The organism is Microbispora hainanensis (assembly GCF_036186745.1).
Lineage (GTDB): Bacteria > Actinomycetota > Actinomycetes > Streptosporangiales > Streptosporangiaceae > Microbispora.
On record NZ_CP108086.1, the window covers coordinates 2,062,428 to 2,086,118 of the forward strand.

Sequence of the window (23,691 nt, forward strand, 5' to 3'; positions counted from 1 at the left end):
CCTGTCCGCGTGTCGCCTGGGCTTGCCCTGCGCATTGCCCACCCCCGTACCTTCGGCCTCCTCACTCGTGTAGTCGTCGGGCTCGCCCGAGGCGGTGGTAGGTGAAGGCCCAGCGGTCTTCGCCGACGTTGCGGCGGGTGTAGCGGTCGGGGTGCTGGTAGCGGTCGCGGTTGTGAAACTGGCAGGCCGGGCCCAGCAGCTTTAGGTCCGTGAGCCCGCCGCTGCTCCAGTTGTCGGCGTGGTCGATCTGGCACATGGTCGCGGGCAGGGGGCAGCCGTCGACCCAGCACGTGGCATACCGGGCGAAGATGGCCCGCCGCTGGGCAGGAGTCGCCAGACGGACCTTGCGGCCCATGTCGAGGACCTGCCCGTCGGCGTTCATGACGATCCGCACCAGAGTCGAGGTGCGGGCGAGCCGGTGCACGCTGGAGACGGGCAGCACCTGCCCCGTCGCCAGCAACAACCCCGGCGGCACCATCCCCAGCGGCCCTCCCAGCGAGGCACCCAGTGCCGTCCCCAGCAGCGACCCGGGCAGCGTGCCTGCCGACGCTCCCAACGCCGCACCCAGCGACGCCCCGGGCATCGTGCCCGCCGACGCCCCGGGCGTCGTGCCCGCCGACGCACCTGGCGCTGCTCCGGGTGACGCCCCGGGAGCTGCTCCCGGTGCCGTTCCCGATGCCCATCCGGGTGGTGTCTCCCGCTCCGGTCCGGGCCCGCCGGGCGTCGCTCCCGACGGTCCCGATGTCCCCGACGCCTGCGTCGCACGCGAGCAGCGCACCTCGCCACTGCACCGCCACGCGCCCTGGCCGTCGCACCGGCACGTGCTCTGGCCACGCCGGCAGTCCCCCGCAGGCCCAGGCCCGGCGTGGGTGTGACGTGCGGAGGCGTCCTCGGGCGGAGGGTCCGGCCACGCCGCCTCCGAAGGCGCTGCCTTCGAAGGCGTTGTGTGCGATGGAGCAGCCTCCGAGCACGCTGCCTGTGATAGCGGCGCGTCCGAAGCCGTCGCGTCCGAAACCGTCGCACCCGAAGCCGTCGCGCCCGAAGGGGCTGTGTCCGAAGGGGCTGTGTGCGCATGCCCGTCACCGTCGGCAGGGCATGCTGACGCGCGCCGCGCGGTGTGCGGTGTTCCAGACTTGGCCGCAACGCGGTCGCCGTCTCCACCTTGGCGGGCACGGTCTCGCCGCCCTCGGCGGCGGCGGCGTTCACGGTGTGGTCGCCCTCAGCAGAGGCGGTGCTTGCGGTGTCGCGCAGCTCGCACTCACCTGCATCACTCCCCGCACCGGCATCCGCCTCAGCCTCGCCGGTGTCGAACTCCTCCGGGATGTCGGGGTCGTCAGCGCCGCCCGCAGCGCCGGGGTCGCCCAACGCGCCGGAAACGGTGTCATCGGCCCGGCTCAGGTCGTCGGCGCTTCCGGTGGCGTCGGGGGCGTAGGCGTTGGTGTCGTCGGCGCTCTCCGCACCGGCATCTGCCTCAGCCTCGGCATTGTCGAGGTCGTCGGCCTGGCCGGGTGCAGGGTCGCCCGTGTCGTCCCGGCCTTCCTCGAAGTCCGCGGCGTCCCGCGTGTCTTCGGCGTGGTCGGTGGTGTCGTCGGCCTGGCCCGGCTCGTCAGTGGTTCCGGTGGTGTCGGGGATGTAGTCGCTGGGGGCGCTGTCGCCGAGGTCCACGAAGTGGTCGCTGACGTCGTCGTCGGTGGCCGGGGCAGCGGGGTCTTCGGTGGCCGGGTCGCTGGTGTCGTCGGCGGCGGTGTCTTGGGTGGCCGGGTCGGTGTCTTGGGTGGCCGGGGCAGCGGGGTCTTGGGTGGCCGGGTCGCTGGTGTCGTCGGCGGGGTGTGGGTTGTCGTCGGTGGGGTCGGTGGTTTCGGGGTCGGTGGGGAGGGATTCGGCGCTGACCACGACGAGGAGCTCGGCGGCGATCTTCTGCTCCAGCAGGGCGATCAAGGCGTCCGCCTGGCGTACCGTCAGCGGGCGGTCATCACCCTGTGCCCTCAGCTTGGCGTACGCCTGCAACAACGCCATCAACCGGGCGCCGGCCTCACGCGGCAGGTAGAACTCCCCTTCCACGCCGCCGCCCTTGCCCGGGCGGACCCGCAGGAACCGCCTCCCGTAATCGGCCCGCTCATCCCGCTCATCCCCATCGGGGTCCAGCACCGCCCGCAGATGGCGGCCGGCCTTGGCGACCTCCGCCGCCCCCGCTTTGCCGGCCAGGTCCACCAGGATCGGCTCCGCCAGGCCGGCCTGCTCATCCGATAGCCCGACGACGGCGGCGCAGATGGCCTCCACCACCCCGGCCGCCAGCTCACCCGTGGCGAACTTCTCCCGCACGACGGGGAGGCGGGGCAGTTCCGCGCCGAGGGTGAGCAGGCGGCCAGCTCCGCCCACCGTCATCCCCCCACTGGTGCGCAACCAGCAGCGGGTGGAGGCATGCCCGTGCTGCCTGGCCTGACCTGCTCGGTGGACCCGGCCGACGCGGTCGGCCAGGGCGCTGGTGATCCGATCCCGGGCGAACAGCAACTCCTCCGCCTCGGCCAGGCACATGTCCACGTCATCGGGAAGCGGCGTCAGCGCCAGCTCTTGGGCCACCTCACGAACCGACCCCACCACCACCCACGACGACCGCACACCACCCCGACCACGACCCCGACCACGATCACGCCCACCCACACCATCGGAAGCACCCGCACCCGCACCAGCACTCGGGCCGGCCGCGCCAGGGTCATTCGCGCCGGTGCCGTTTGTGCCAGCAGCGTCCGCGCCATCGGCAGCACCACGCGCGGCACCAAAGCCAGCGCCATCCGCGCCAGCGGCATCTCCACGGGCGGCATCCGCGTCAGGGCCATTCGCGCCAGCGGCAGCCGCACCATCACAAGCCCCGCGCACGGCACCGGCGGCAGCCGCGCCATCGGCAGCCCCACGGGCGGCACCCGCGTCAGCGCCGTTCGTGCCGGCGGCATTCGCATCGACGGCAGCTCCACGCGTGGCATCCGCGCCGTCGCTATCTGCCCTGTCGGTATGCGTGCCTGGGGCGTCCGCGCCCGGGGCGTCCACGCTCTCGACAACGGGTGCGTCGGCGCGCTGCCGGGGCCCGAAGTTGATGATCGGGAAGGGCTCCCGGGCGGACGAGCCATCAGAGGACCACAGTGGGGAATTGGCGATCAGACGGTCCCACCACTCACCGTCGGCATCGTTCGAATGACGAAGGCGCTCAGGATCGATATCGAACAGATCCATCACACCTCCATCAAGCGATTCGAAAACTTGTATTAATTCTCTCCTCCCCCCGGAGCTTGTGCAAGATCAACTAGCAATCTCTTGGGATCACAGATTGAGGAGACCGCCCTGGTCACGGCGTAGTTCGCCGCCGCCATACAGGCCCGCCAGAAGCTATGGGCTGGACAAGCCCTGCCGGGGGCAGTGAAGGCGCCGCTCAGAGGGCGCGGAGGCACTACCCAGCAAGCATCAAAGCCCGGAAAACGGCGCAGACGCCGCCCAGAAAGCGGGGACGACACTGCTCGGAAAACGCCGAAAGCCCCGCAAAACGGCGACGGCACTGCTCAACCAGTAGGGACGGCGATACTCAGACAGCCAGGGCGGCGCTGCCCCCAAGGCACCGAAGACCCCGCAAAACGGCGACGGCACTGCTCAACCAGTGGGGACGGCGCTGCTCAGGCAGCGGGGACGGCGCTGTCCGGAAAGCGCCGAAGGCTCGGAACGGCGAACGCCGAGAACGACGAAGGCCCGGAAAACTACGACGGCGCAGCCCGGAACGCGCCGAAGGCTCGGAACGACGGAGGTCCAGAACGACGGACCCCAGAAAACGGGGGTGCTCGGATCGCGCCGAAGGCTCGTGACAGCGAAGGCTCGTAACTACGAAGGCCCAGAACGGCGAAGACCCGGAACGGCGAAGGCCGAGAACGACGAAGGTCCCGAATGGCAGGGCTGCTCAGAAGGCGGCGATGGCGTGTTCGACGGCGCGCAGGGCGCGGTCGAGCTGGACGGCGCGGTCGGCGATCACGTCCTGCATGGGATCACCGGCACGGATCCTGTCGATGCTGGTGATGTACACGGCGCGGTAGGCGGCGACCACCAGGGCGGCCGCGAAGCGCGGGGCCGGGTCGCCCGGATCGCTTCCGGCCGCCTCGGCGAACAGGCCGGCGATCACGCCCTCGAGCTCCTCGACCAGCTCCCTCGCCCGGGCCCTGAGCGCGGGCGAGTCGAGGATCACCTGCCAGAAGACCTCATATCCGGGGGCGATCCCGCCGAGCGGGTGGCCGTCCCTGAGCATGCCGAGGAACAGCCGGCGCAGCGCGGCGACAGGGGTCTCCCCCTCGGCGCGTTCCCGTACGGCGCGGGTGACCAGCTCCACCGCCTCGGGATAGCGGTCGAGGAACAGGTCTTCCTTGCGAGGGAAGTAGTTGAAGACGGTCTTGGCCGAGACTCCGGCCGCCTCGGCGACTTCGGCGACCGTGACGTTGTCGAACCCGCGCTGCACGAACAGGCCCGACGCCACGTCGGAGATGAGCGAGCGGGTCTGCCGCTTCTTCCGCTCCCGCAACCCCAAGGTCTCCGTCACCCGCCTCATTCTAGTTGCTAAAAACTTATAGCGACAGTAAGTTTACAGCAACGGTAACTACGGGGAGGGCGAATGTCGTACGACGTCGTTGTGGCCGGCGGAGGGCCGGTGGGCCTCATGCTGGCCTGCGAGCTGCGGCTGGGCGGGGCGTCGGTCGTGGTGCTCGAACGGCTGACCGAGATCGACCCGACGATCAAAGCCGGCGCGCTCAACACGCCCAGCGTGGAGGCGCTCTATCGACGGGGCCTGCTGCCCGCGCTGAGGGAGGTGCAGGAGCGGGCGATGGAAGTCGTGAGGGCGTTCATGCAGAAGCGGGCCGCCGCGGGAGGACCGCAGCGGACTCCGCCCAGGTTCGCCGGCCACTTCGCGGGGATGATGCTGAGCGCCGATCTCTTCGACGAGGACGACCCCGACCTGGCCGGCCGGGGACCGATCACCGAGATCGGCCTGGTGCCCCAGCAGCAGCTCGAACAGATCCTCGCGGGACGCGCGGCCGAGCTGGGGGTCGAGGTGCGGCGCGGCGTGGAGGTGACCGGCTTCACCGACGACGGCGAGCAGGTCACGGTCGCCACGACCGAGGGCCCGGTGCACGGCCGCTGGCTCGTGGGCTGCGACGGCGGCAGGAGCATGGTGCGCAAGCTGGCCGGCTTCGAGTTCCCCGGGACGGACCCGGAGATCACCGCCTACCAGGCCATCGCGGAGATGGAGGGCACCGACGACCTCGGCGTGGGCTGGCAGGCCACTCCCACCGGGATCTACTCCCACGGCCCGGTGCCGGGGCGCATCCTCGTCGTACGCTTCGACGACGGCGCGCCAGGCAAGGCCGACAAGACCGAACCGGTGACGACGGAGGAACTGCAGGACGCGGTCAGGCACGTCACGGGCTCCGACGTCGTCGTCAAGGGGATCACGTCGGTCACGCGGTTCACGGACAACGCGCGGCAGGCGACGACCTACCGGCTCGGGCGGGTGCTGCTGGCCGGTGACGCCGCGCACGTGCACTCGCCCTTCGGCGGCCAGGGGCTGAACCTGGGACTGGGCGACGCCGTGAACCTCGGCTGGAAGCTCGCGGCGGTCGTACGCGGGCAGGCCCCGGAGGGGCTTCTCGACACCTACACGCGGGAGCGGCACCCCATCGGCGCCTGGGTGCTCGACTGGACGCGGGCCCAGATCGCCCTGATGCGTCCCGACGCCCACGCCCGGGCGGCCCGGACGGTGGTCGCCGACCTGCTCGGCACGGTCACCGGCACCACCTACTTCGTGAAGAAGATCTCCGGTGTCTGGCAGCGGTACGACATGCCCGGCGGCGGACACCCTCTGATGGGGCGCAGCGTGCCCGACTACGAGTTCGAGGACGGCTCACGGCTCGCCGACCACCTCCACGACGGCCGCGGCCTGCTCCTCCGCCAGACCGGATCCCGGCTCGGCGGCGCGGCGGCGGACGGGTACGGCGACCGGGTCGCCACCGTCACGACGGCGATACGCGACGCGCACGCTCCCGGCGCGCTGCTCGTCCGCCCGGACGGCGTCGTCGCCTGGGTGGAGGACCCGGAAACCACCGATTCCGAGGGGCTCGCCAACGCGCTGGAGACCTGGTTCGGCGCGCCCGCGGACGTCCCCGTGACCCTCGCCTGAAGCGTTCGCCGGGCCCCGTGGATCTTTGGCCAAATCTTTACCCTGGCCGCCCGCCGCGCGGGGCCCGGATCAACGCTCTGACCTGCGGTTTCATCGGGCACCACACCCCTTAACCCGCACCCCGCCAAGATGTCTCGTGTCATTTGGTATCAGGCGTGGTCAGCAGCCCCCATCATGTGCTCATGCCCGCTTTTGTCACCCTGTCCGGGCGCTCCGTGCGCCTGGAACCGCTCAGCCTCGCGGTGCTCGACGACCTCGTCGCCGCGGCGAGTGAAGACCGTTCCACATACGCCTTCACTCGCGTTCCCGCTGGCCGGGATGAGATGGCCTCCTACGTGGAGGCCGCCTTGGCTGAGCAGGCGGAGGGCCGCACGCTGCCCTTCGCCATCCGGTGGCTGCACACCGACCGCGTGGTCGGTGCCACCCGTCTGATGAACCTGGAGTATTGGCAGGGCCCGATGCCCTGGCCGCCGGGAACCAAGGGCGCGGTGGGCGAGGTCCCGTCCGTCGCGGACATCGGGTACACCTGGCTCGCCGCGTCGGCCCAGGGCACCGGTGTCAACCGGGAGAGCAAGTATCTGATGCTCTCCCTCGCCTTCGAGACCTGGCAGGTTCACCGGATCACCCTCAAGGCAGACGTACGCAACACCCGATCCCGGGTCGCCATCGAGGCCCTCGGCGCGCACCTCGACGGTGTGCGACGAGCGGACAGCCGAGGCGCCGACGACACGGTCCGAGATACCGCGTACTACTCGATCCTGAGTCCCGAATGGCCCGCCGTGCGCGAACGTCTTCGCGCGAAGCTGGGCATTCTGGAGCCGGCGTCGGAAGCAGCTTGATCAGTCAATAGAAAGGGAGCGGCCCGTCCCGGAAGGGACGGGCCGCGTCATGCGAGGGTGATCAGGCGTCGTAGCCGTAGTCCTCGTCGTAGGCGTTGTAGATGTCGCGCCAGTAGCCGCACTTGACGGGCACGTTGCTGTACAGGCCGATCTGGCAGACCTTCGCCTGGACCTGGGCGACGTCGTAGCGCCAGAAGTTGATCTGCTTGTAGCCGCCGGCGCCGCAGTACTTGTACGACTTGTAGCTGGAGGACCAGTTGTCCTCGCCGTCGTCCCAGTAGGACACCCGGAACTTGATGTACGCGCACTTGCCGCCCTGCCGGTAGGTGCGGTGGTCGTTGTCGTACAGCTTGCCGGTGATGTGGACCCGGTTCGACTCCTCGTGGTCGTAGTTCACGTCGACGTAGCCCTTGGCCTTGGCGAGGTGGTTGGAGGACCAGTAGGTGCCCCACCAGCCGTCGTAGTCCCAGTCGTGGTGGTGCGGGGCGGAGGCGGTGGCGGCGGAGGAGGCGGAGGCGGGGGCGGCGTTGGCCGCGGTCGCCAGGGCCGGCAGCCCGAGGGCGGCGACGGTGGTGGCGGCGGCGAGACCGAGGGTGATGGAGCGTCGCATTTCGGTTCTCCTGTTCGAGGACGATCCCCCCGATACGGGGTGCGTGTCGGGGTTGCAGCTCAGTGATAGGCCCGCCCGCCTGCAACCCGCTTTCAACGCTCTCGCCGTGGTTTGCAGGTCGCTTTCAAGCACCTGTACGCAAACTGAACCAACGCCCGCGGTCCTATTGCCGCCGCGTCGCACGATCTATCATTTGGTCGGAAATCTTGCCATCGGGAGACAGGTCACATGCCTGATCACGCCGCCGTGGACGGCCTGCGCTTCGCCGTGCTGGGACCCGTCCTTGCCTGGCGCGACGGCGTGGAGCTCGACCTTGGCACGCCATTGCAACGCTCCATTCTCGCGATGCTCCTGCTGAGGGAGGGGCACGCGGTCACGCCGGACGAGATGATCGACGGCGTGTGGGGCGAGGACGCGCCCCCGCGCGCGCTCGGCGCGCTGCGCACCTACGTTTCCCGCCTGCGCACCGTCCTGGAGCCGGACCGGTCCCCCCGGACCCCGCCGCGGCTGCTGACCTCCGTGGGCCGGGGATACGCGCTGCGGCTCGACTCCGGCCCCGCCCGCTTCGACCTCGCCGTCTTCGAACGCGAATGCGCCGCCGCCGAGTCCGACCGCCGCACGGGCCGGGCCGGGGAGGCCGCCCGGCGGCTGCGCGGGGCCCTGCGCCTGTGGTCGGGCGAGCCGCTGGCCGGCGCGGTCGGCCCGTACGCCGAGCACCAGCGCGACCGGCTCGCCGAGCGCCGGATGAGCGCGGTCGAGACGCTCATGGAGCTCGACCTCGAGCTGGGCCGGCACGCGGAGATCGTCTCCGAGCTGGTCGCGCTCACCGCGGAACATCCGCTGCGCGAGCGGCTGCGCGCCCAGCTCATGCTGGCCTATTACCGGTGTGGCAGGCAGGCCGAGGCGCTGTCGGTCTTCACCGGCACCCGGCGGGCGCTGGTCGAGGAGCTCGGCATCGAGCCCGGGGCCGAGCTGTCCCGCCTCCACCGGCGGATCCTCGCCGCCGACCCCTCCCTCACCCCCACGCCCCCTCCCGTACGGCTCTCGCAGCAGGATGTCCACGATGACGCCGCGGCGGCCGAGACGGGCCCGGTCATCGAGATGCCGAGACCGGCCCAGCTCCCGGCGGCGGTGCCCGACTTCACCGGACGCACCGGCCTGGTGCGCAGGCTGCTCGCGCTGCTGCGTGGCGAAGGGGCGCGCGAGGGCGTGCCGATCGCGGCGATGTCGGGCATCGGCGGCGTGGGCAAGACGACCCTGGCCGTCCACGTGGCCCACCTCGCCGACGACCTGTTCCCCGACGGCCAGCTCTACGCCGACCTGCGGGGATACAGCGCCGAGCCGACCGCGCCCGAGACCGCGCTGGTGGCGTTCCTGCGGGCCCTCGGCATCCCGATGGACGTCATCCCCGACGGCCTGGCCGAGCGCTCCGCGCTGTTCCGGTCGCTGCTCGCCGACCGCAGGATGCTGGTGCTGCTCGACAACGCCCGCGACGCCGAGCAGGTCGAGCACCTGCTGCCCGGCTCACCCGGCTGCGCCGCGATCATCACGAGCCGGGGCAAGCTGGCCGACCTGCCCGCGGCCCGGCTCATCGACCTCGACGTGATGGAGCCCGAGGAGGCGTTGTCGCTGCTCGCCGCGGTCGCGGGGCCTGAGAGGGTGGCGGCGGAACGTGCCGCCGCCATGGATGTGGTCGCCGCCTGCGGTTTCCTGCCGCTGGCCGTGCGGATCGTCGCGGCCCGGCTGGCCTCCCGCCCGTCGTGGACGGTCGCCTCGCTCGTCCCCCGGCTGGCCGACGAGCGCCGCCGCCTCGACGAGATGAAGATCGGCAACCTGGCGGTCTCGGCCACGTTCGCCCTCGGGTACGGCCAGCTCGACGCCCGGCAGGCGCGGGCGTTCCGACTGCTGTCGCTGCCGGCGGGCTCGGGCATCTCGGTATTCGCGGCGGCGGCCGTGCTCGACCTCACCCCGTCCGAGGCCGAGGACGTGATCGAGTCGCTGGTCGACGCCAGCCTGCTGGAGGCGCCCGCGCCGGGCCGCTACCGCTTCCACGACCTGCTCAAGCTGTTCGCCCGGCGGCAGGCGGAGGCCGCCGAGGAGCCCGCGGCCCGCACGCTCGCCCTGCGGCGGCTGCTGGGCTTCTATCTTGCGTCGGCGGGCGCGGCCCACCGGCTGGCGTACGAGGGCAGCCGGATCGCCGACGTCCTCACCGATCTGGGCATGCTCGGCCACTCCTTCTCCTCCGCCGACGAGGCAGTTGCCTGGCTGTCGGCGGAGGCCGAGGACATGTTCGGAGCGGTGGCCCAAACGGCAGGGGCACAGGACGAATCGGGCGACGACCTGCTCGCGGCGGCCGACCTGCTGCTGGCGATGGAGCCGCTGCTGGAGTCGGGCACCAACCAGCGGGACTTCGAACAGCGCACGTCGGCCCTGCTGGCGGCGACGCGCCAGGCCGGTGCGCGGCGCGCCGAGCTGCGCTGCCGCTACGTGCTGGGCCGGGTGCTGTTCGGCGCGAACCGGCTGGCCGAGGCCGAGAGCCATTTTCTCGCCGCGCGGACGCTGGGCGAGGAGACCGGCGACCACATCGTTCTCGGCGAGACGTGCAACGCGCTCGCGGTCGTCGCCGGGCGGCGGCGCCGCCACACCGAGGCGCTCGAATGGTTCGACCGGGCGACGACGGTCCACCGGCAGACGGGCAATCCCGCGGGCGAGGCGCTCGCGTCGTGCTACTCCGCCCGCGACCACCTGGGCCTCGGACGGCCGGACAACGCCATCGCGGCGGCCGAGCGGGGGCTGGCGGTCTTCACCGAGATCGGCAGCGGCGCGGGGGTGGCGCGGGCCCGCTATCACCTCGGCAACGTGCTGTCCTTTGTCGGGCGGCTCAACGAGGCGGTCGTCCACCACGCCGAGTGCCTGGCCTTCTTCCGCGCGAGCAACCAGCGAGTCTGGGAGCAGCGGGTCTGCTACCGGCTCGCCGCCACCTTCATCGCCGCCGGACGGTTCGCCGAGGCCGCCCGGCACGCCGAGCAGGCGCTGACCGTGAGCCGCGAGATCACCCACCCGTACGGCGAGGCGCAGTCACTGGCCGCGCTCGGCAAGGCCCTCGCGGGGCTCGGGGAGACCGGCCGGGGCAGGCAGGCCCTGGTCAAGGCCCTCGACATCTTCACCCGGCTCGGGTCGCCCGAGGCCGACGACATCCGTGCCCTCCTGCGCGAACAGGTCGAGACGTAGGTCATCGTCGAGCCGGCTCATCCGGACGTGGTTGATCACACCGAACACCCATCTTCGCGTGCGGGAGGCTGGACGCCCGGCCGGCCGCCCGTCGTCACACTGGGACGCGCAGGGGGCCCGGATCCTACCGGTGCGCCCCGTGACGACTCGCCGCCTCACGTCGACGACCGGCCGGGCTTGGTGCGCGGGCTCCGAAACCCCCCCGAAGCCCGCTCACGACCACTGTCCGCCCGGCCGTTCAAACTCCGATCAACGTGGGCTTGCAACGTCAGCGTGGGCTTGCAACGTCGAGAAAGCCCTCGGCGATCAGGGACCGCAGCGCGGCGGGCGCCCGCCCGAGCACCTCACCGGGATCCTCACCGGTCAGCTCGGCGATGGCGGCGAGCAGCGGGCGCGTGGGCAGTTCGCCGTCGCACACGCCCGCCAGGGCCGCCTCCACCGTCCCCACGGCGGCCGTACGGCGTGCGCCCCGGGTCTGCCGCAGGACGATGCGGGAGGGGTCGTCGGCGCCGGGCGGGCCGACGCGCTCCTCCACGACTCCCTCGGCCGGCTTCAGCCGCGCGTCGAGCAGGTCGTCGTCGGACAGCTCGTGGGCGGTGCGCGCCGCGCGCAGCACCTCCTCGACCAGCGCGCCGGACGGCGGCTCGACCGGCTGGGTCATCTCCTCCACCCGCACGAGCGGGCTCAGCGAGCCGGAGTCGTGCAGGGCGATCCAGCCGAAGCCGACGCCGGTCACGTCCATCGACTCGAACCAGCCGAGCCACTCGTCATATCGCTCCCGGTAGGCCGAGGTGCCGTGTTCTGCGGAGTCCCGCAGCCACAGCTCGACATATTCGGCCGGGTCCTGCACGTCGCGCTGCACGGCCCAGCCGTCGCAGCCGGTCTCGGTGAGCCAGCCGCCCACCCTGTCCTGCCAGTCCTCGCCCTTGACGTGCAGCCAGTTGGCGAGGAAGCGCGCCTGACCACCCTGGGCGAGGTGCCGGGGCGTGCGCCGTACGAGGTCGCGGCAGAACTCGTCGCCGCGCCGCCCGGCCTCCCGGTAGGTGTATCTGGCCTCGGGCGCGATGACGAAAGGCGGGTTGGACACCACGAGGTCGAAGCGCTCGTCGTCCACGGGGTCGTACATCGAGCCCTCGCGCGCCTCGACGCCGGTCACGCCGGACAGGCCCCAGCTCAGGCGGGCCAGCCGCAGCGCCCTGCGGTTCACGTCGGTCGCGACGATGTGCTCGGCCCTGGGGGCCAGGTGCAGCACCTGCACACCGCAGCCGGTGCCGAGGTCGAGCGCCCGCTCGACCGGCGCGGCCCAGCCGAGCTGCGCGAGGTTGGCCGAGGCGCCGCCCGCGCCCACGACGTGGTCGGGCCGCAGCGAGGGATCGCCGGGCCGCACCTTGCGGTCGGAGACGACGTACGCCGGGTCGCCCGTGCCGGTGTCCCACGGCTGGAGGTGCACGGTGGCCTGCAGGGAGTCGCCCAGGCGCACCAGCAGCCCGGCCTCGATGAGGCCCTGCACGGGGAGGTCGGCGGCGGCCATGCTGACCGGGGTGCCCAGCCACCACAGCCGGATCAGCGTGGCGAGGGGATCGGCGTCCCTGGTGGCGCGCAGCGCGGGCACGATCTCCTCGCGAGCCAGCGCGGCGGCGGCCATGTCGCCCAGCCGCTCACGCACGCCGTCGATCGTGTATCCGGTCTCCACGAATCTGTCGCGAAGCCGCCGGACCAGGTCAGAAGGGGCGTCCACGCATCGAATCTATCGCGGGGTCAGGGCATCTTGAGGCTGTTCCAGGCGGCCTCGCCCAGCTCGCGGATCTCCTCCTCGGTGGGCTGGTGGGCGCCGCTGAACCACAGGCGGCACATCTCCTGCGCCGGGCCGAGCCACAGCACATAGCACATGGTGGCGGGGACGGGGCGGAGCACACCGTTCTTCATGTGCGGCCGCCACCAGTCGGCGACCTGGCGGAAGAACTCGCGCCGCGACTCGGCGACCTCCGGCCCGCCGGGCTCGTTGCGCCGGGGCGGGCGCTCGCTGATCAGCAGGCGGGCGCGCTCGGGGTGCTCGCCGCACCAGGCCATGTGCATCGCGACGATGGCCTCGATGCCGGAGCGGGCGTCCTCGTGGCGGACGAGCTCGCCGATGAAGGCGGCCTGGTACATCTCCTGGATCTCGGCGTAGAGCACGCCGAAGACGTGTTCCTTGCTCGTGAAGTGGTGATAGAAGCTGCCGACGCTGACGCCGCTCTCCTGCCGGAGGCTGGCCAGGGTCGTGGCCGACACCCCGCTCTGGCTGAACCTGCGCAGGGCGCCCTCGATGATCCTGGCCCTGCCGTCTCGTCCGCTCTTCGCGCTCTTCACATAGTCAATGGTGAACCAACAGAACCTTGTTCTGCAAACGCGAGGCAGGCTTTGATCTCGACGGATGTGCCCTCTGTACTGATTGTGGCAGAGGGCCAGGCCCGGCGCACCATGGACAGCACCCGCCGGTTCTCCGTCATGACGTCCATGCCGACGGCGACCGCGCCGCGTACGGACGCCCGCCGCAGGAGGGTGCGCACGAGCCGCGACCCCACGCCGAGGCCCTGCCACCGGTCGTCCACCACGACCGCGATCTCCGCCTCGATCCCCAGGGAGCCGCCGGCCAGATGGCTCATGGCGTGCCCGATCACGGCGTCGCCGTGCAGCGCGAGCAGCGCGTCGCGCCTGTCGTCGCGCGCGACCATCGCGCGGATCAGGCTCGTGCTCGGCCGGCCCAGGCCGACGAAGAAGCGGTTCGTCAGCGTGTCCTGCGACAGACCCTCCACGAAGAGCCGCACCCGCGCCTCGTCGTCGCCCGGACGCGCCGCACGCACCTCCACGACACGGACGTCCACGAGAGGCCTCACCTGAGTTCCGAACATGGACTCAGGCTCTCCTGAACGCGCTGAGTCTGTCAAGTAGACTTAGATGGAAGGAGGAGGTTGTGGTTACGATGCGCGACATGCGGCGTTATCGGGTGGACAACTGCTCCATCGAGCGAACCCTCGCCGTGCTCGGCGAGAAGTGGACGTTCCTGGTCCTCCGCGAGGCGTTCAACGGCATCCGGCGTTTCGCCGACCTTCAGACGCGCACCGGCGCGCCCCGGCAGGTGCTGAGCGCGCGGCTGTCCCGGCTCGTCGAGGAGGGCCTGCTGCGCAAGGTGCCCTACCAGGAGCCCGGCCAGCGCCAGCGCGACGAGTATCGGCTCACCCAGAAGGGCCTCGATCTCTACCCGATCATGATCGCCCTCATGCACTGGGGCGACCGCTATCTGGCCGATCCCGAGGGACCACCGGTCGTGGTGACCCACCGCGACTGCGGCGCGCCCGTCACGCTGCACCTGGTGTGCGAGGAGGGCCACCGGGTCGACGGCCCGCGTGAGGTGACGCCCCGCCCCGGGCCCGGCGCACGACTGAGTACCCCAGCCTGAGAGCGGGACCATCCGGGTCGCTGCCTAGGCTGGTGACGTGTACCGTTTCCTCCTTTCGCGCCGGTGGGTCGGGCTGCACCTGCTCGTGCTCGTGCTGATCCCCGCCTTCTTCTTCCTGGGAAGGTGGCAGTGGGGGCGGTTCGAGGACCGGTCGGCCGAGAGCACGAGGATCACCGCCAACCTCGCCGCCGCGCCCGTGCCGCTCGACCGGCTCGACCAGATCGGCGCGTCCGTGGCGGAGCGGGACCGGTATCGCCTCGTCACCGCCACCGGGCGGTACGACCCCGCCCACGAGCTCGTGGTGCGCAGGCGGACCCAGAACAGCCGCGTCGGCTTCTACGTGATCACTCCGCTCGTCACGCCCCAGGGCGCCGTGCTGGTGAACCGAGGGTGGGTCCCGGCCGGGGCGACCGCCGACACCCCGCCGCAGGTGCCCGCCCCGCCCACGGGAGAGGTGACGGTCACCGGACGGCTCCGGCCGGCCGAGACGCAGGACAACACCGGCATCAGGAACCGATCGGGCCTGCCGTCCGGCCAGATCCTGCTGATCGACACGCCCACGATCGCCAAGGGCCTGCCGTACAAGGTCTATGGCGGTTTCGTGGAGCTCACCGCGCAGCAGCCGCAGGGCGGCGAGGCCCCCGAGCTCCTGCCGCCGCCCGACGTCGGCGCCGGAGGCGGGCTCAACCTGGCGTACGCCGTGCAGTGGTGGCTGTTCATCGGGATCGCGGTGGGCGGCTGGGTGCTCCTGGTGCGCCGGGAGGCCCGCGACCTCCGTACGCAGGAGGCGTCACAGGCCGTGACGGTACGCACCGCAATGTGAGCGAACGGATACCAACCGGAGACCTCGCAGCTTGTACCGTGTTATCCCTTGGCCCTACCGTTTACTATCGTGAATACGCCGCTGCATCCCGACCCAGAGCCGAGGCGGCGGGACTACGTGATCATCTCAGTCGATGATCACCTGATCGAGCCGGCCGACCTCTTCGAGGATCGCCTCCCGGAGAAATACAAGGACCTCGCGCCCAAGGTCGTGGAGACCGACTCGGGCCACCAGGTCTGGCGGTACGGCGGCGCCACCTATCCCTGCGCGGGGCTCGACGTGGGCGCGGGCCTGCCCAAGGAGCAGTGGACGCTCGACCCCGTACGCTTCGAGGACATGCGGCCGGGCTGCTACGACATCGAGGCCCGGGTCGGCGACATGGACCGGGCCGGGATCTGGGCGGCGCTGTGCTTCCCCGGCATGCTGGCGAGCCAGGCGGGGGTGGCGTTCGGCCGCACCCGCGACCAGGACCTCGGGCTCGCGCTCGTCCGGGCCTGGAACGACTGGCACGTGGACGTGTGGGCCGGCACCTACCCCGAGCGGATGATCGCGCTCCAGCTTCCCTGGCTCCCCGACCCCGAGATCGCGGCGAAGGAGATCAGGGCCAACGCGTCACGCGGGTTCAAGGCCGTCGTGTTCCCCGAGTTCCCCACCCGGCTGCGGCTGCCGTCCATCCACAGCCGCCACTGGGACCCGTTCTTCGCCGCCTGCGAGGAGACCGGCACGGTCGTGTGCCTGCACACCGGCGCGTCCTCCTGGGCGCCGGTGCCCTCGCCGGACACCCCGGTCGAGGCGATCACCACGCTGATCCCGGCGAGCGCCATGTTCGCCTGCGCCGACTGGCTGTGGTCGGGAGTGGCGCTGCGCTTCCCCAAGCTGCGCATCCTCATCGTGGAGGGCGGCGTCGGGTGGCTGCCGATGCTGGCCGAGCGGGCCGACTACGCGCTCGATCACCCCGTGGCGGGCGAGCCGAGCTGGGAGGGCGGCCTCAAGCCCAGCGAGGTGCTGCGGCGCAACTTCTACTTCGGCACGCTCGACGACAGCGCGCTGAGCTCGGTGCGGCTCGCCGTGGGCATGGAGCGCGTGCTGCTGGAGTCCGGCTATCCGCGCGCGGAGTCCACCTGGCCCGACACCCAGCGCGCCGTGGCCCGCAACCTCGGCAGCCTGCCGCCCGCCGACATCGCCAGGGTCTCGTACGGCAACGCCGCCCGCCTGTTCGGCCACCCCCTGCCCTCGCGGGCCTGGCTGCGGCAGGAGCAGCTCTAGCTCAAACCGAGGGCAGCCGGGGGACGCTGTCGATGAGCCGTCGCGTGTAGGGGTGGCGGGGAGCGCCGAGCACCTGTGCGGTGTCTCCCTGCTCGACGATGCGCCCCCGCTCCAGCACGGCCACCTCCTGGCAGAGGGCGGCCACCACGGCCAGGTCGTGCGACACCATCACGACCGTCAGCGCGCGGGTCTCCCGGAGCTCCTGCAGCAGGTCGACGACGCGCACCCGGGTGGAGACGTCGAGCGCGCTGACCGGCTCGTCCGCGAGCAGCACGCGGGGCTCGCACACGATCGCCCGCGCGATGGCGATGCGCTGCCGCTGCCCGCCGGAGAACTCCTGCGGATAGCGGCTCGCGGCGTCCTCGGGCAGGCCGACGGAGCGCAGGGCCTCGGCGACCCGGGCGGCCATGTCCTGCTTGAGGCCCAGGGACCGCAGGGGTTCCGAGACGATCCGGCCCACCCGCTGCCGGGGGTCGAGCGAGGAGTACGGGTCCTGGAACACCGTCTGCACGCCGCGCCGGAACTCCCGCATCTGAGCCCGGTCGCGCGGCGCGAGCTCCCTGCCCTCGTAGAGGACCTGGCCTCTCGTCGGCCTGGCCAGCCCGAGCAGCAGGCGCAGCAGCGTGGTCTTGCCCGCGCCCGACTCCCCCACCAGCGCGAGGCTGCGTCCGGGCGTGACGGCGACCGAGACGTCCGTGAGCACGGGGGCCGAGCGGCCGTAGGCGAAGTGCGCGCCCCGCACCTCCAGAATGGGCCGAGTCATGGGCCGGGTCATGAGGTCCTCCCGTCGATGGCATCGTCGAGAGCGCTGTCGAGAGCGCCGTCGAGCCGGCGCGCGCTGCCCACCAGTTCCCTCGTGTACGGGTGGCTCGGAGCGTTGACGACCTCGCCGACGCTCCCGGACTCCACCGCCACGCCGTTCTTGAGGACGATGACGCGTTCGGCGATGCGCGAGACGACCGCAAGGTCGTGGCTGATGAACAGCAGTGCCATCCCCCGTTCCCGCACCAGGCCGTCGAGCAGCGTGAGGACGTCGGCCTGCACGGTGACGTCCAGGGCGGTCGTGGGCTCGTCGGCGATGAGCAGGGCGGGGTCGCAGGCGAGGGCCATGGCGATCGCCACCCGCTGGCGCTGGCCGCCGGAGATCTCGTGGGGGTAGGCCCGGGCGATCCGATCGGGATCGGCCAGCCGCACCTCCTCAAGCGCGGCCCGCACCGCCGCGTGCAGGGCGCGTCCCCGCAGCCCTCTCCGGCGCCGGAGCGGCTCGGCCACCTGACGGCCGACACGCATGAGCGGGTCGAGGGCGGTGAGCGGCTCCTGGAAGACCGTGCTCGTCGCCCGGCCGCGCAGCGAGGTGAGCCGCCGCTCCCCGGCCCCCACCACCTCGATGCGGTCGAGGCCGGGCACGTCGAACACGACACTGCCCGAGACGGTCATCCCGGGAGGCGTGAGACCCATGATCGCCAGGGCGGTCATGGACTTGCCCGACCCCGACTCCCCGATCAGGCCCAGCCGCTCGCCCGCGCCGAGCGTGAACGACACGTCCGAGACGAGGTCGCGGCCCTCGGCGCTGCGCACGTGCAGCCCCTCGACGGTGAGCAGGGTCACCTCGTCCTCCTCCGGGTCGGGTCGGCCACGTCGCGCACGCCGTCGGCGATGAGGTTGACGCCGACGACGAGCACGACGAGCAGGACGCCGGGGGCGATCACCCCCGCCGGGGCGATGAACACGCTCGCCTGGGCCTCCTGGAGCATCCGCCCCCAGGAGGCGTTCGGCGGCGGTGCGCCCAGGCCGAGATAGGACAGGCTGGCCTCCGCCAGGACGGCCAGGCCGAACTGCAGCGCGAGGTTGACCGACAGCGTCGGCCAGATGTTCGGCAGCACGTGTTCGACGATCACCCGGGGCCATGACGTCCCCGAGGTGCGCGAGGCCGTGATGAAGTCCTGGGCCAGGACTCGCTTGACCAGCACCCGGGTCAGCCGGGCCACGATCGCCGACATCGCCAGCCCGATCGCGATGATCGCCGAGCCGAGGGACGCCTCGCGCGCGGCGGTCACCAGCATGGCCAGCAGCACGGTCGGGAACGCGATGAGGATGTCGAGGAGGGCCGAGAGCGTGTCGTCGAGCCAGCGGGTGGCGAAACCGGCGGCGAGGCCGCCCGCGAGCCCCACGAGCCCGCCGATCAGCACCGAGCCCGCGCCCGCCTCCAGGGCTACCCGCGCGCCGATCATGAGCTGGGTGAGCAGGTCTCTGCCGAGCTTGTCGGTGCCGAGCAGGTGGGGCAGGCCCGGCGGCATCAGCCTGCCGCCCGTGGTGTCGTCCGGCGCGTACGGCAGCCAGAAGAACGACACGACGGCCACGGCGAGGACGAGACCGGCCAGGACGCAGCCGGCGATCAGCGTCGCCGACCGGGGGACACGGCGGGAGACACGGCCGGAGACACGGCCGGAGACACGGCGGGGGCCGGCGGTCATGCGCCGTCTCCCGAGAATCTCCCGCCGAGGGAGCGGCGCAGCCGCGGATCGATGAGCCGCTGCACGAGGTCGGCCGCGAACCCGATGACCAGCACCGCGAACGTGCTCACCACGAGGATCCCCTGGATGACCGGATAGTCATGCTGCGCGAAGCCCTTCACGAGCATGGTGCCGAGCCCGGGCAGCGCGAACACGCTCTCGACCACGACCGCGCCGAGGAAGGTGGTGGCGAGCTCGATGCCCAGGATCGAGACGACCGGCACCACCGCGTTGCGCAGGCCGTGCCGCCACATCGCCCCGATGAACGACGAGCCGAGCGCCCGCGCCGTACGCAGGTAGTCGCTGCCCAGCACGTCGAGGGTGGCCGACCGCACGTAGCGGATCAGCGAGGCCGACATGACCAGGGCGATCGTGACGACGGGCAGCGTCAGCGAGGTGAGCGCCTCGCCCGGGTCGGCCCAGTCGTCCTGGGGGAACCCTCCGGCCGGCAGCACGCCGAGATGGAGCGCGAACACCGTGATCAGCAGCATGCCGACCCAAAAGACGGGCACCGCGATGCCGAGCTGCGACAACGCGCTGAGCACCGAGCCATACCAGGTGCTCGCCCGGTAGGCCGCGACGAACCCGACCGGTACGGCGATCACGACGGCCAGCAGGAAGGACAGCAGCGTCAGCGGCACCGTCACGACCAGCCGGGCGGCGATCTCGGGGCCGACGGGAAGCGTGCTGACGAACGAGGAGCCGAGGTCGAGCCGCGACATCTCGCCGAGCCACGAGACGAACTGCTGGAGCAGCGGCCGGTCGGTCCCGATCGCGTGGCGGGCCGCCGCGACCTGCTCCGGGCTCGCCCCGACCGACAACAGCGCGTTGGCGGGGTCGCCCGGCAGCAGGCGCAGCAGCAGGAACAGCACCACGGCGGCCAGGAACAGCGAGACGACGAGGAACGCCGTCCGGCGCAGCAGATAGGCGATCATCAGCGCGCCACGGACGAGGGCATCAGCCCCGGCCGCCGCTCTTCTTGATGCCGTACGCGTAGAACTGGGAGTTCAGGCCGTTGACGGGGTAGCCCGACAGCGACGACGACGCCACGACGATCTGCGGGTAGAGGTAGAGCCAGTCGCTGGCCGCGTCGGCGGCGATCTGCTGGTTGACCTTCTTCAGCAGCTCGGTCTGCGCCTCGGCCGTGTCGGACTGCTCGGCCTCGTCGACCCACTTGGTGACCTGCGGGTTGTCGTAGCCCCAGTAGAAGTCGGGGTTGCCGTACCAGACCACGTCGCGGTCGTTGACGTGCTCCTGCAGCGTCGCCGCGAAGTCGTGGTTCTTGTAGACCTTGGTGTACCACTGGTCGGCCGTGATGACGTTGATGTTCACGGTGATCCCGACCTTGGCCAGCTCCGACTTCACGAACGTCGCGACCGTGGGGTGGGGGTCGTAGTTCGGCGTGTCGAGCGTGAAGGAGAAGCCGTTCGCGTAGCCCGCCTGGGCGAGCTCCTGCTTGGCCAGGTTCGGGTCGTACGGGTTGACCGAGGTGAGGTCCTCATACCAGGGGTCGGTGGGCGGCACCATCGAGCCGATCAGCGTGCCGTAGTCGCCCCAGATCGAGCTGAGCAGCTTCTTGTTGTCGATCGCCGAGGTGATCGCCTTGCGGACGAGCACCTTGTCGAACGGCGCCTTGCGGTCGTTGAACGCCAGCAGCAGCTTGGTCGTCGACTTGCCGTTGTTGATCTTGTAGTCGGCGTTGTTCTCGAAGTTCGCCAGCGCGTCGGGGCTCTGCTCGCTGGTGACGACGTCGACCGCCTTGGTCAGCAGCGCGTTGTTCAGCGCGGTCGCGTCGGTGAAGTAGTGGAACACGACCTGCTTGTTGGTCGCGGGGGTGCCCCAGTATCCGGGGAAGCGCTCAAGGGTGAGCGTGGAGCCGCGCTTCCACTCGCCCAGCGTGTAGGGACCGGTGCCGTCCTCGGTGGTCGTCAGGTTCTTGGCCTGGGAGTTGATGATCCACACGTAGCTGAGGTTGTAGACGAGCGAGATCGACTTGCTGGCGAGCTTCACCTTGACGGTGGTGTCGTCCGGCGTCTCGATGCTCTTGATCACCGTGAGGCTGCTCTTGCGGGCCGACTGGGAGTCGGGGCCGATGACCTTCTCGATGCTGTACTTGACGTCGGCCGAGGTGAGCGGCTTGCCCGAGTGGAACTTCACGCCGTCGCGCAGCGTGAAGGTGTAGGTGAGGCCGTCCTTGCTCACCGTGTGGTCCTTGGCCAGCAGGTCCTCGACCTTGCCGTCGTCGGTGAGCCGGAACAGGCCCTCGTAGACGTTGCCGTTGAACGCCTCCGTCACGCCCTGTCCGCCCCCGGCCGTGTTGTCGAGGTTCTGCGGCTCGTAGAGCGACCCGACCTCGATCGTCGCGTCCGGGTCGTACGCCGCCGTCGCCCCGGCGCCGCTCGTCGAGCCGGAGGACCCGGAAGACCCGGTAGACCCTGCGGACCCGGAGGAGCCCGATCCGCACCCGGTGAGGGCGAGCGCGAGCACGAGTGCGGCGCCGAGCAGCGACGTCGTCTTGCTGTTCACTGTTTCTCCTGGTCGGCGGCCATGCGGCCGCTTGGTGCTGTGAGTGAGAAGAAGGGGGGAGAAAGGGTGAGAGATCAGTGCGGCAGGAAGCCGTCACGGAAGACGGGGAGCTTCTCCCCCGCCTCGACGGGCACGTCCAACCGGTTCCGCGGCGGCGGCAGCGGACAGTTGTAGAAGGGCGAGAAGGCGCACGGCGGCGCGAAGGCGCGGTTGAAGTCCAGGACGACACGGCCGCCGGGCTCGGGCTCCACCGTCAGGAACCGCCCGCCGCCGTACGTCGCCGAGCCGTTGGTGCGGTCGCCCACGACGAGGAGCAGCGTGCCCTCGTCGTCGAAGGCGGCCAGGTTGTACGGCGTGCCGTCGAGCGTGAAGGTGATGTCGCCGGGCACGGCGTGATCGCGGGTGCCGCCGGCGTCCTTGAGGTGCTCGAAGGGCAGCAGGCGCGTGTCGGACACCGGGGTGAAGACGGCCTCGATCACCCATTCGGGAGCGAACGGGAAGACGTCGATGGTCTCGAAGTGCCGGATGGCGGGCGACTCCGCGTCCCACAGCCGGATGCCGTGCTCGGGCTCGCCGGTCGCGATGTGGGTCCGCTCGATCCGCGTCGCCGTGACGCTCGGCGGCCGGCCGGCGAGGGCCTTCTCAAGGGACACCTCTTCACCCGGCGCCGGCCACAGGGTCTCCACCAGGGCCAGGTTGCCCAGCGGGGCCCGTACGGCGGCCAGCCGCTCCGCCCGCCACGCCTCCCACCCGGCTCGGGCGGCTTCGATCGTGGCTGCGGAGGCGCGTGAAGACATAGTGGTAATGCTCATTCGGTAGATCAGCACCTTTGGTGATGTTTGAGCATTACCCTACATTCTAGGTAGGATTATGACCAATTGATCACTTCACCGTGGTGCGGGGGTCCCTCTCCCACTCGACGAACTGGCCGCTCTCGCCGAGCAGCGCGGTCGCCAGCCAGAGGAACACGCCGAAGTCGTCCACGATTCCCAGACCGAGCAGGAAGTCGGGGATCACGTCGATGGGCGAGACGATGTAGGCCACGGCCATGCCGAGCATGGCGAGCTTGCCCTTGGTCAGGCCCCGATACTCGCCCTTCACCGCGGCGCGGAGCATCCGGGGCATGGCCCGCAGCCGGGCCGAAAGGCCCGGCGAACCGGGCTTGGAGACCTCGCGGTAGGCGCGCCAGGTGGCCGCCGCACGTCCTGCCTTCGCCATGAGGACACCTCCAGGGGGTCACCTCTGCCCGCTTTGCCCTCCGGTTAACGTACGGCGACGGCCACCAGGTTCCGTCAGGCTTCCGGCGCGAGCGCGCGTACGGTCTCGGCGAGCGGGAGATCGCCGCCCGCCAGCGGGGCCAGCACGGGCGTGTCCAGCCCGGCGGCCACGTACTCGCGCACCCGGGCCCGGCAGGTCGCCGGGTCGCCGTGCACGACGAGGTCGTCCACCACCTCGTCGGGGATCGCCTTCAGCGCGGCCTTCCGGTCCCCGGCCGCCCACGCCTCCTGCATGGGCCCTAGCAGGTCTCCCCGGCCCAGCCACTCGTGGAACGCGGCGTACACCGGCACGGTCAGATAGGCGGCCAGCAGCCGGCGGCCGATCTCGCGGGCCTTCGCCGTGTCTTCGGTCACGACCACGAACAGCCGCGCGGTCAGCTCGGTCTCCGGGCCCAGCTCGGCCCGGACCTTCCGTACGTCCTGCGGCGACAGCCAGTTGGTGATCGCGCCGTCGGCCTCGCGGGCGGCCAGGCGGAGCATCCCGGGCCGCAGCGCGGCCAGCACGATCTTCGGCGGCGTCGCGGGGGCCTTCTCCAGCCGGAATCCCTTGACGGCGAAGGTCTCGTAGCTTTCGCCGACCTTCTCCCCGGCCAGCGCCGCCCGCAGGAAGCGCAGGGTGTCGCGGACCCGCGCGTACGGCTTGTCGAACTCGCCGGCGTTCCAGTTGCCCACGATGACCGGGGACGACGCGCCGATGCCCAGCACGAACCTGCCGGGGGCGAGATCCGCCAGCGTGGCCGCCGACATGGCCAGCAGGGCCGGGCCGCGGGTGTAGACGGGGACGATCGCGGTGCCCAGGCGCAGGGACGGCGCCCACTCGGCCGCCAGGGCCAGCGGGACGAACCCGTCCGTGCCGCCCACCTCGGCCGACCACGCGTCGGTGTAGCCCAGTGCGGGCAACTCGGCGACGAGCTCCTTCGACTCGACCGGCGTCTGCCCGAAGAACGGAATCGTCATGCCCC

At 71.3% G+C, this 23,691-nt stretch carries 22 protein-coding genes; 7 read left to right on the forward strand and 15 right to left on the reverse strand.

The genetic code is table 11. The features are described from left to right. Positions 1–61: 61 nt before the first annotated feature. Entirely contained in the window at positions 62–556 is a 495-nt protein-coding gene (locus OHB01_RS09390; RefSeq protein ID WP_328855222.1) for an HNH endonuclease signature motif containing protein, read from the reverse strand. Positions 557–1,095: 539 nt separating this feature from the next. Here OHB01_RS09390 and OHB01_RS09395 point away from each other — a divergent pair. Continuing rightward, positions 1,096–2,250, forward strand: a complete 1,155-nt coding sequence (locus OHB01_RS09395) for a hypothetical protein (RefSeq protein WP_328855223.1) — start codon at positions 1,096–1,098, stop codon at positions 2,248–2,250. Between the two features lie 308 nt (positions 2,251–2,558). Here the strand turns inward: OHB01_RS09395 and OHB01_RS09400 are convergent, their stop codons facing one another. Next, positions 2,559–2,957, reverse strand: a complete 399-nt coding sequence (locus OHB01_RS09400) for a hypothetical protein (protein WP_328855224.1) — start codon at positions 2,955–2,957, stop codon at positions 2,559–2,561. Between the two features lie 983 nt (positions 2,958–3,940). Beyond that, entirely contained in the window at positions 3,941–4,570 is a 630-nt protein-coding gene (locus tag OHB01_RS09405; protein WP_328855225.1) for a TetR/AcrR family transcriptional regulator, read from the reverse strand. Positions 4,571–4,642: 72 nt separating this feature from the next. Here OHB01_RS09405 and OHB01_RS09410 point away from each other — a divergent pair, with 72 nt between their 5' ends. Both OHB01_RS09410 and OHB01_RS09415 read left to right on the forward strand, forming a co-directional pair. Beyond that, positions 4,643–6,205: an FAD-dependent monooxygenase gene (locus OHB01_RS09410; protein ID WP_142652248.1), complete on the forward strand. Its 1,563-nt coding sequence runs from the start codon at positions 4,643–4,645 to the stop codon at positions 6,203–6,205. A gap of 182 nt (positions 6,206–6,387) precedes the next feature. Then, positions 6,388–7,044: a GNAT family N-acetyltransferase gene (locus tag OHB01_RS09415; protein WP_142620174.1), complete on the forward strand. Its 657-nt coding sequence runs from the start codon at positions 6,388–6,390 to the stop codon at positions 7,042–7,044. A gap of 61 nt (positions 7,045–7,105) precedes the next feature. Here the strand turns inward: OHB01_RS09415 and OHB01_RS09420 are convergent, their stop codons facing one another. Next, positions 7,106–7,654 carry a hypothetical protein gene (locus tag OHB01_RS09420; RefSeq protein ID WP_168066589.1) on the reverse strand — a complete coding sequence of 183 codons (549 nt, stop codon included), beginning with the start codon at positions 7,652–7,654 and terminating at the stop codon, positions 7,106–7,108. A gap of 228 nt (positions 7,655–7,882) precedes the next feature. Between OHB01_RS09420 and OHB01_RS09425 the strand changes: the two genes are divergently transcribed. Then, positions 7,883–10,885 (forward strand): AfsR/SARP family transcriptional regulator, encoded by a 3,003-nt coding sequence (locus tag OHB01_RS09425; protein WP_328855226.1) that lies wholly within the window; start codon positions 7,883–7,885, stop codon positions 10,883–10,885. A gap of 268 nt (positions 10,886–11,153) precedes the next feature. Here the strand turns inward: OHB01_RS09425 and OHB01_RS09430 are convergent, their stop codons facing one another. From OHB01_RS09430 to OHB01_RS09440, 3 genes are read right to left on the reverse strand one after another with little or no spacing between them, the layout of a single operon-like run. Continuing rightward, entirely contained in the window at positions 11,154–12,623 is a 1,470-nt protein-coding gene (locus OHB01_RS09430; RefSeq protein WP_260617546.1) for a DUF7059 domain-containing protein, read from the reverse strand. A 20-nt stretch (positions 12,624–12,643) separates the two neighbouring features. Next, positions 12,644–13,234, reverse strand: a complete 591-nt coding sequence (locus tag OHB01_RS09435; RefSeq protein WP_142652244.1) for a TetR/AcrR family transcriptional regulator — start codon at positions 13,232–13,234, stop codon at positions 12,644–12,646. Continuing rightward, on the reverse strand, positions 13,231–13,749 hold the full coding sequence (locus tag OHB01_RS09440; RefSeq protein ID WP_260617545.1) for a GNAT family N-acetyltransferase: 519 nt from the start codon (positions 13,747–13,749) through the stop codon (positions 13,231–13,233). Before OHB01_RS09440 ends, OHB01_RS09435 begins: the two co-directional genes overlap by 4 nt. Before the next feature lie 98 nt (positions 13,750–13,847). On the opposite strand from OHB01_RS09440, the gene OHB01_RS09445 reads away from it, so the two are divergent. The 3 genes from OHB01_RS09445 (at position 13,848) to OHB01_RS09455 (ending at position 16,413) form a co-directional block, all read left to right on the forward strand. Continuing rightward, a complete protein-coding gene (locus tag OHB01_RS09445; RefSeq protein ID WP_142652258.1) occupies positions 13,848–14,324 on the forward strand; it encodes a winged helix-turn-helix transcriptional regulator in 477 nt (158 codons plus the stop codon). A gap of 37 nt (positions 14,325–14,361) precedes the next feature. Beyond that, positions 14,362–15,147, forward strand: a complete 786-nt coding sequence (locus tag OHB01_RS09450) for an SURF1 family protein (RefSeq protein ID WP_142652240.1) — start codon at positions 14,362–14,364, stop codon at positions 15,145–15,147. A 69-nt stretch (positions 15,148–15,216) separates the two neighbouring features. Next, entirely contained in the window at positions 15,217–16,413 is a 1,197-nt protein-coding gene (locus OHB01_RS09455) for an amidohydrolase family protein (RefSeq protein WP_142652238.1), read from the forward strand. Position 16,414: 1 nt separating this feature from the next. Here OHB01_RS09455 and OHB01_RS09460 read toward each other — a convergent pair whose 3' ends face one another. The 8 genes from OHB01_RS09460 to OHB01_RS09495 form a co-directional block, all read right to left on the reverse strand. Then, positions 16,415–17,176, reverse strand: coding sequence for an ABC transporter ATP-binding protein (locus OHB01_RS09460; protein WP_328855227.1), 762 nt, complete (start codon positions 17,174–17,176; stop codon positions 16,415–16,417). Between the two features lie 8 nt (positions 17,177–17,184). Beyond that, a complete protein-coding gene (locus OHB01_RS09465) occupies positions 17,185–18,021 on the reverse strand; it encodes an ABC transporter ATP-binding protein (RefSeq protein ID WP_147943733.1) in 837 nt (278 codons plus the stop codon). Next, positions 18,018–18,887, reverse strand: a complete 870-nt coding sequence (locus tag OHB01_RS09470) for an ABC transporter permease (protein ID WP_328855228.1) — start codon at positions 18,885–18,887, stop codon at positions 18,018–18,020. Before OHB01_RS09470 ends, OHB01_RS09465 begins: the two co-directional genes overlap by 4 nt. Then, positions 18,884–19,861: an ABC transporter permease gene (locus OHB01_RS09475; RefSeq protein ID WP_142652230.1), complete on the reverse strand. Its 978-nt coding sequence runs from the start codon at positions 19,859–19,861 to the stop codon at positions 18,884–18,886. The genes OHB01_RS09470 and OHB01_RS09475 overlap by 4 nt, the downstream gene beginning before the upstream one ends. A 22-nt stretch (positions 19,862–19,883) precedes the next feature. Then, positions 19,884–21,452 carry an ABC transporter substrate-binding protein gene (locus OHB01_RS09480; RefSeq protein ID WP_328855229.1) on the reverse strand — a complete coding sequence of 523 codons (1,569 nt, stop codon included), beginning with the start codon at positions 21,450–21,452 and terminating at the stop codon, positions 19,884–19,886. 74 nt (positions 21,453–21,526) lie between these two features. Continuing rightward, on the reverse strand, positions 21,527–22,249 hold the full coding sequence (locus OHB01_RS09485; RefSeq protein ID WP_142652226.1) for a DUF1684 domain-containing protein: 723 nt from the start codon (positions 22,247–22,249) through the stop codon (positions 21,527–21,529). An 85-nt stretch (positions 22,250–22,334) separates the two neighbouring features. Then, positions 22,335–22,670 carry a YkvA family protein gene (locus tag OHB01_RS09490; RefSeq protein WP_142652224.1) on the reverse strand — a complete coding sequence of 112 codons (336 nt, stop codon included), beginning with the start codon at positions 22,668–22,670 and terminating at the stop codon, positions 22,335–22,337. Positions 22,671–22,744: 74 nt separating this feature from the next. Next, positions 22,745–23,686 (reverse strand): LLM class F420-dependent oxidoreductase, encoded by a 942-nt coding sequence (locus tag OHB01_RS09495; protein WP_205831200.1) that lies wholly within the window; start codon positions 23,684–23,686, stop codon positions 22,745–22,747. Between the last annotated feature and the right edge of the window lie 5 nt (positions 23,687–23,691).

What these genes read in the sequence shown, in the direction of transcription:
- OHB01_RS09420 (WP_168066589.1), bottom strand. Translation starts at nt 7,654, where the DNA reads ATGCGACGCTCCATCACCCTCGGTCTCGCCGCCGCCACCACCGTCGCC.
- OHB01_RS09460 (WP_328855227.1), bottom strand. Translation starts at nt 17,176, where the DNA reads ATGACTCGGCCCATTCTGGAGGTGCGGGGCGCGCACTTCGCCTACGGC.
- OHB01_RS09470 (WP_328855228.1), bottom strand. Translation starts at nt 18,887, where the DNA reads ATGACCGCCGGCCCCCGCCGTGTCTCCGGCCGTGTCTCCGGCCGTGTC.
- OHB01_RS09495 (WP_205831200.1), bottom strand. Translation starts at nt 23,686, where the DNA reads ATGACGATTCCGTTCTTCGGGCAGACGCCGGTCGAGTCGAAGGAGCTC.
- OHB01_RS09415 (WP_142620174.1), top strand. Translation starts at nt 6,388, where the DNA reads ATGCCCGCTTTTGTCACCCTGTCCGGGCGCTCCGTGCGCCTGGAACCG.
- OHB01_RS09400 (WP_328855224.1), bottom strand. Translation starts at nt 2,957, where the DNA reads ATGCGAATGCCGCCGGCACGAACGGCGCTGACGCGGGTGCCGCCCGTG.
- OHB01_RS09475 (WP_142652230.1), bottom strand. Translation starts at nt 19,861, where the DNA reads ATGATCGCCTATCTGCTGCGCCGGACGGCGTTCCTCGTCGTCTCGCTG.
- OHB01_RS09490 (WP_142652224.1), bottom strand. Translation starts at nt 22,670, where the DNA reads ATGGCGAAGGCAGGACGTGCGGCGGCCACCTGGCGCGCCTACCGCGAG.
- OHB01_RS09410 (WP_142652248.1), top strand. Translation starts at nt 4,643, where the DNA reads ATGTCGTACGACGTCGTTGTGGCCGGCGGAGGGCCGGTGGGCCTCATG.
- OHB01_RS09395 (WP_328855223.1), top strand. Translation starts at nt 1,096, where the DNA reads ATGCTGACGCGCGCCGCGCGGTGTGCGGTGTTCCAGACTTGGCCGCAA.
- OHB01_RS09485 (WP_142652226.1), bottom strand. Translation starts at nt 22,249, where the DNA reads ATGTCTTCACGCGCCTCCGCAGCCACGATCGAAGCCGCCCGAGCCGGG.
- OHB01_RS09445 (WP_142652258.1), top strand. Translation starts at nt 13,848, where the DNA reads ATGCGCGACATGCGGCGTTATCGGGTGGACAACTGCTCCATCGAGCGA.
- OHB01_RS09425 (WP_328855226.1), top strand. Translation starts at nt 7,883, where the DNA reads ATGCCTGATCACGCCGCCGTGGACGGCCTGCGCTTCGCCGTGCTGGGA.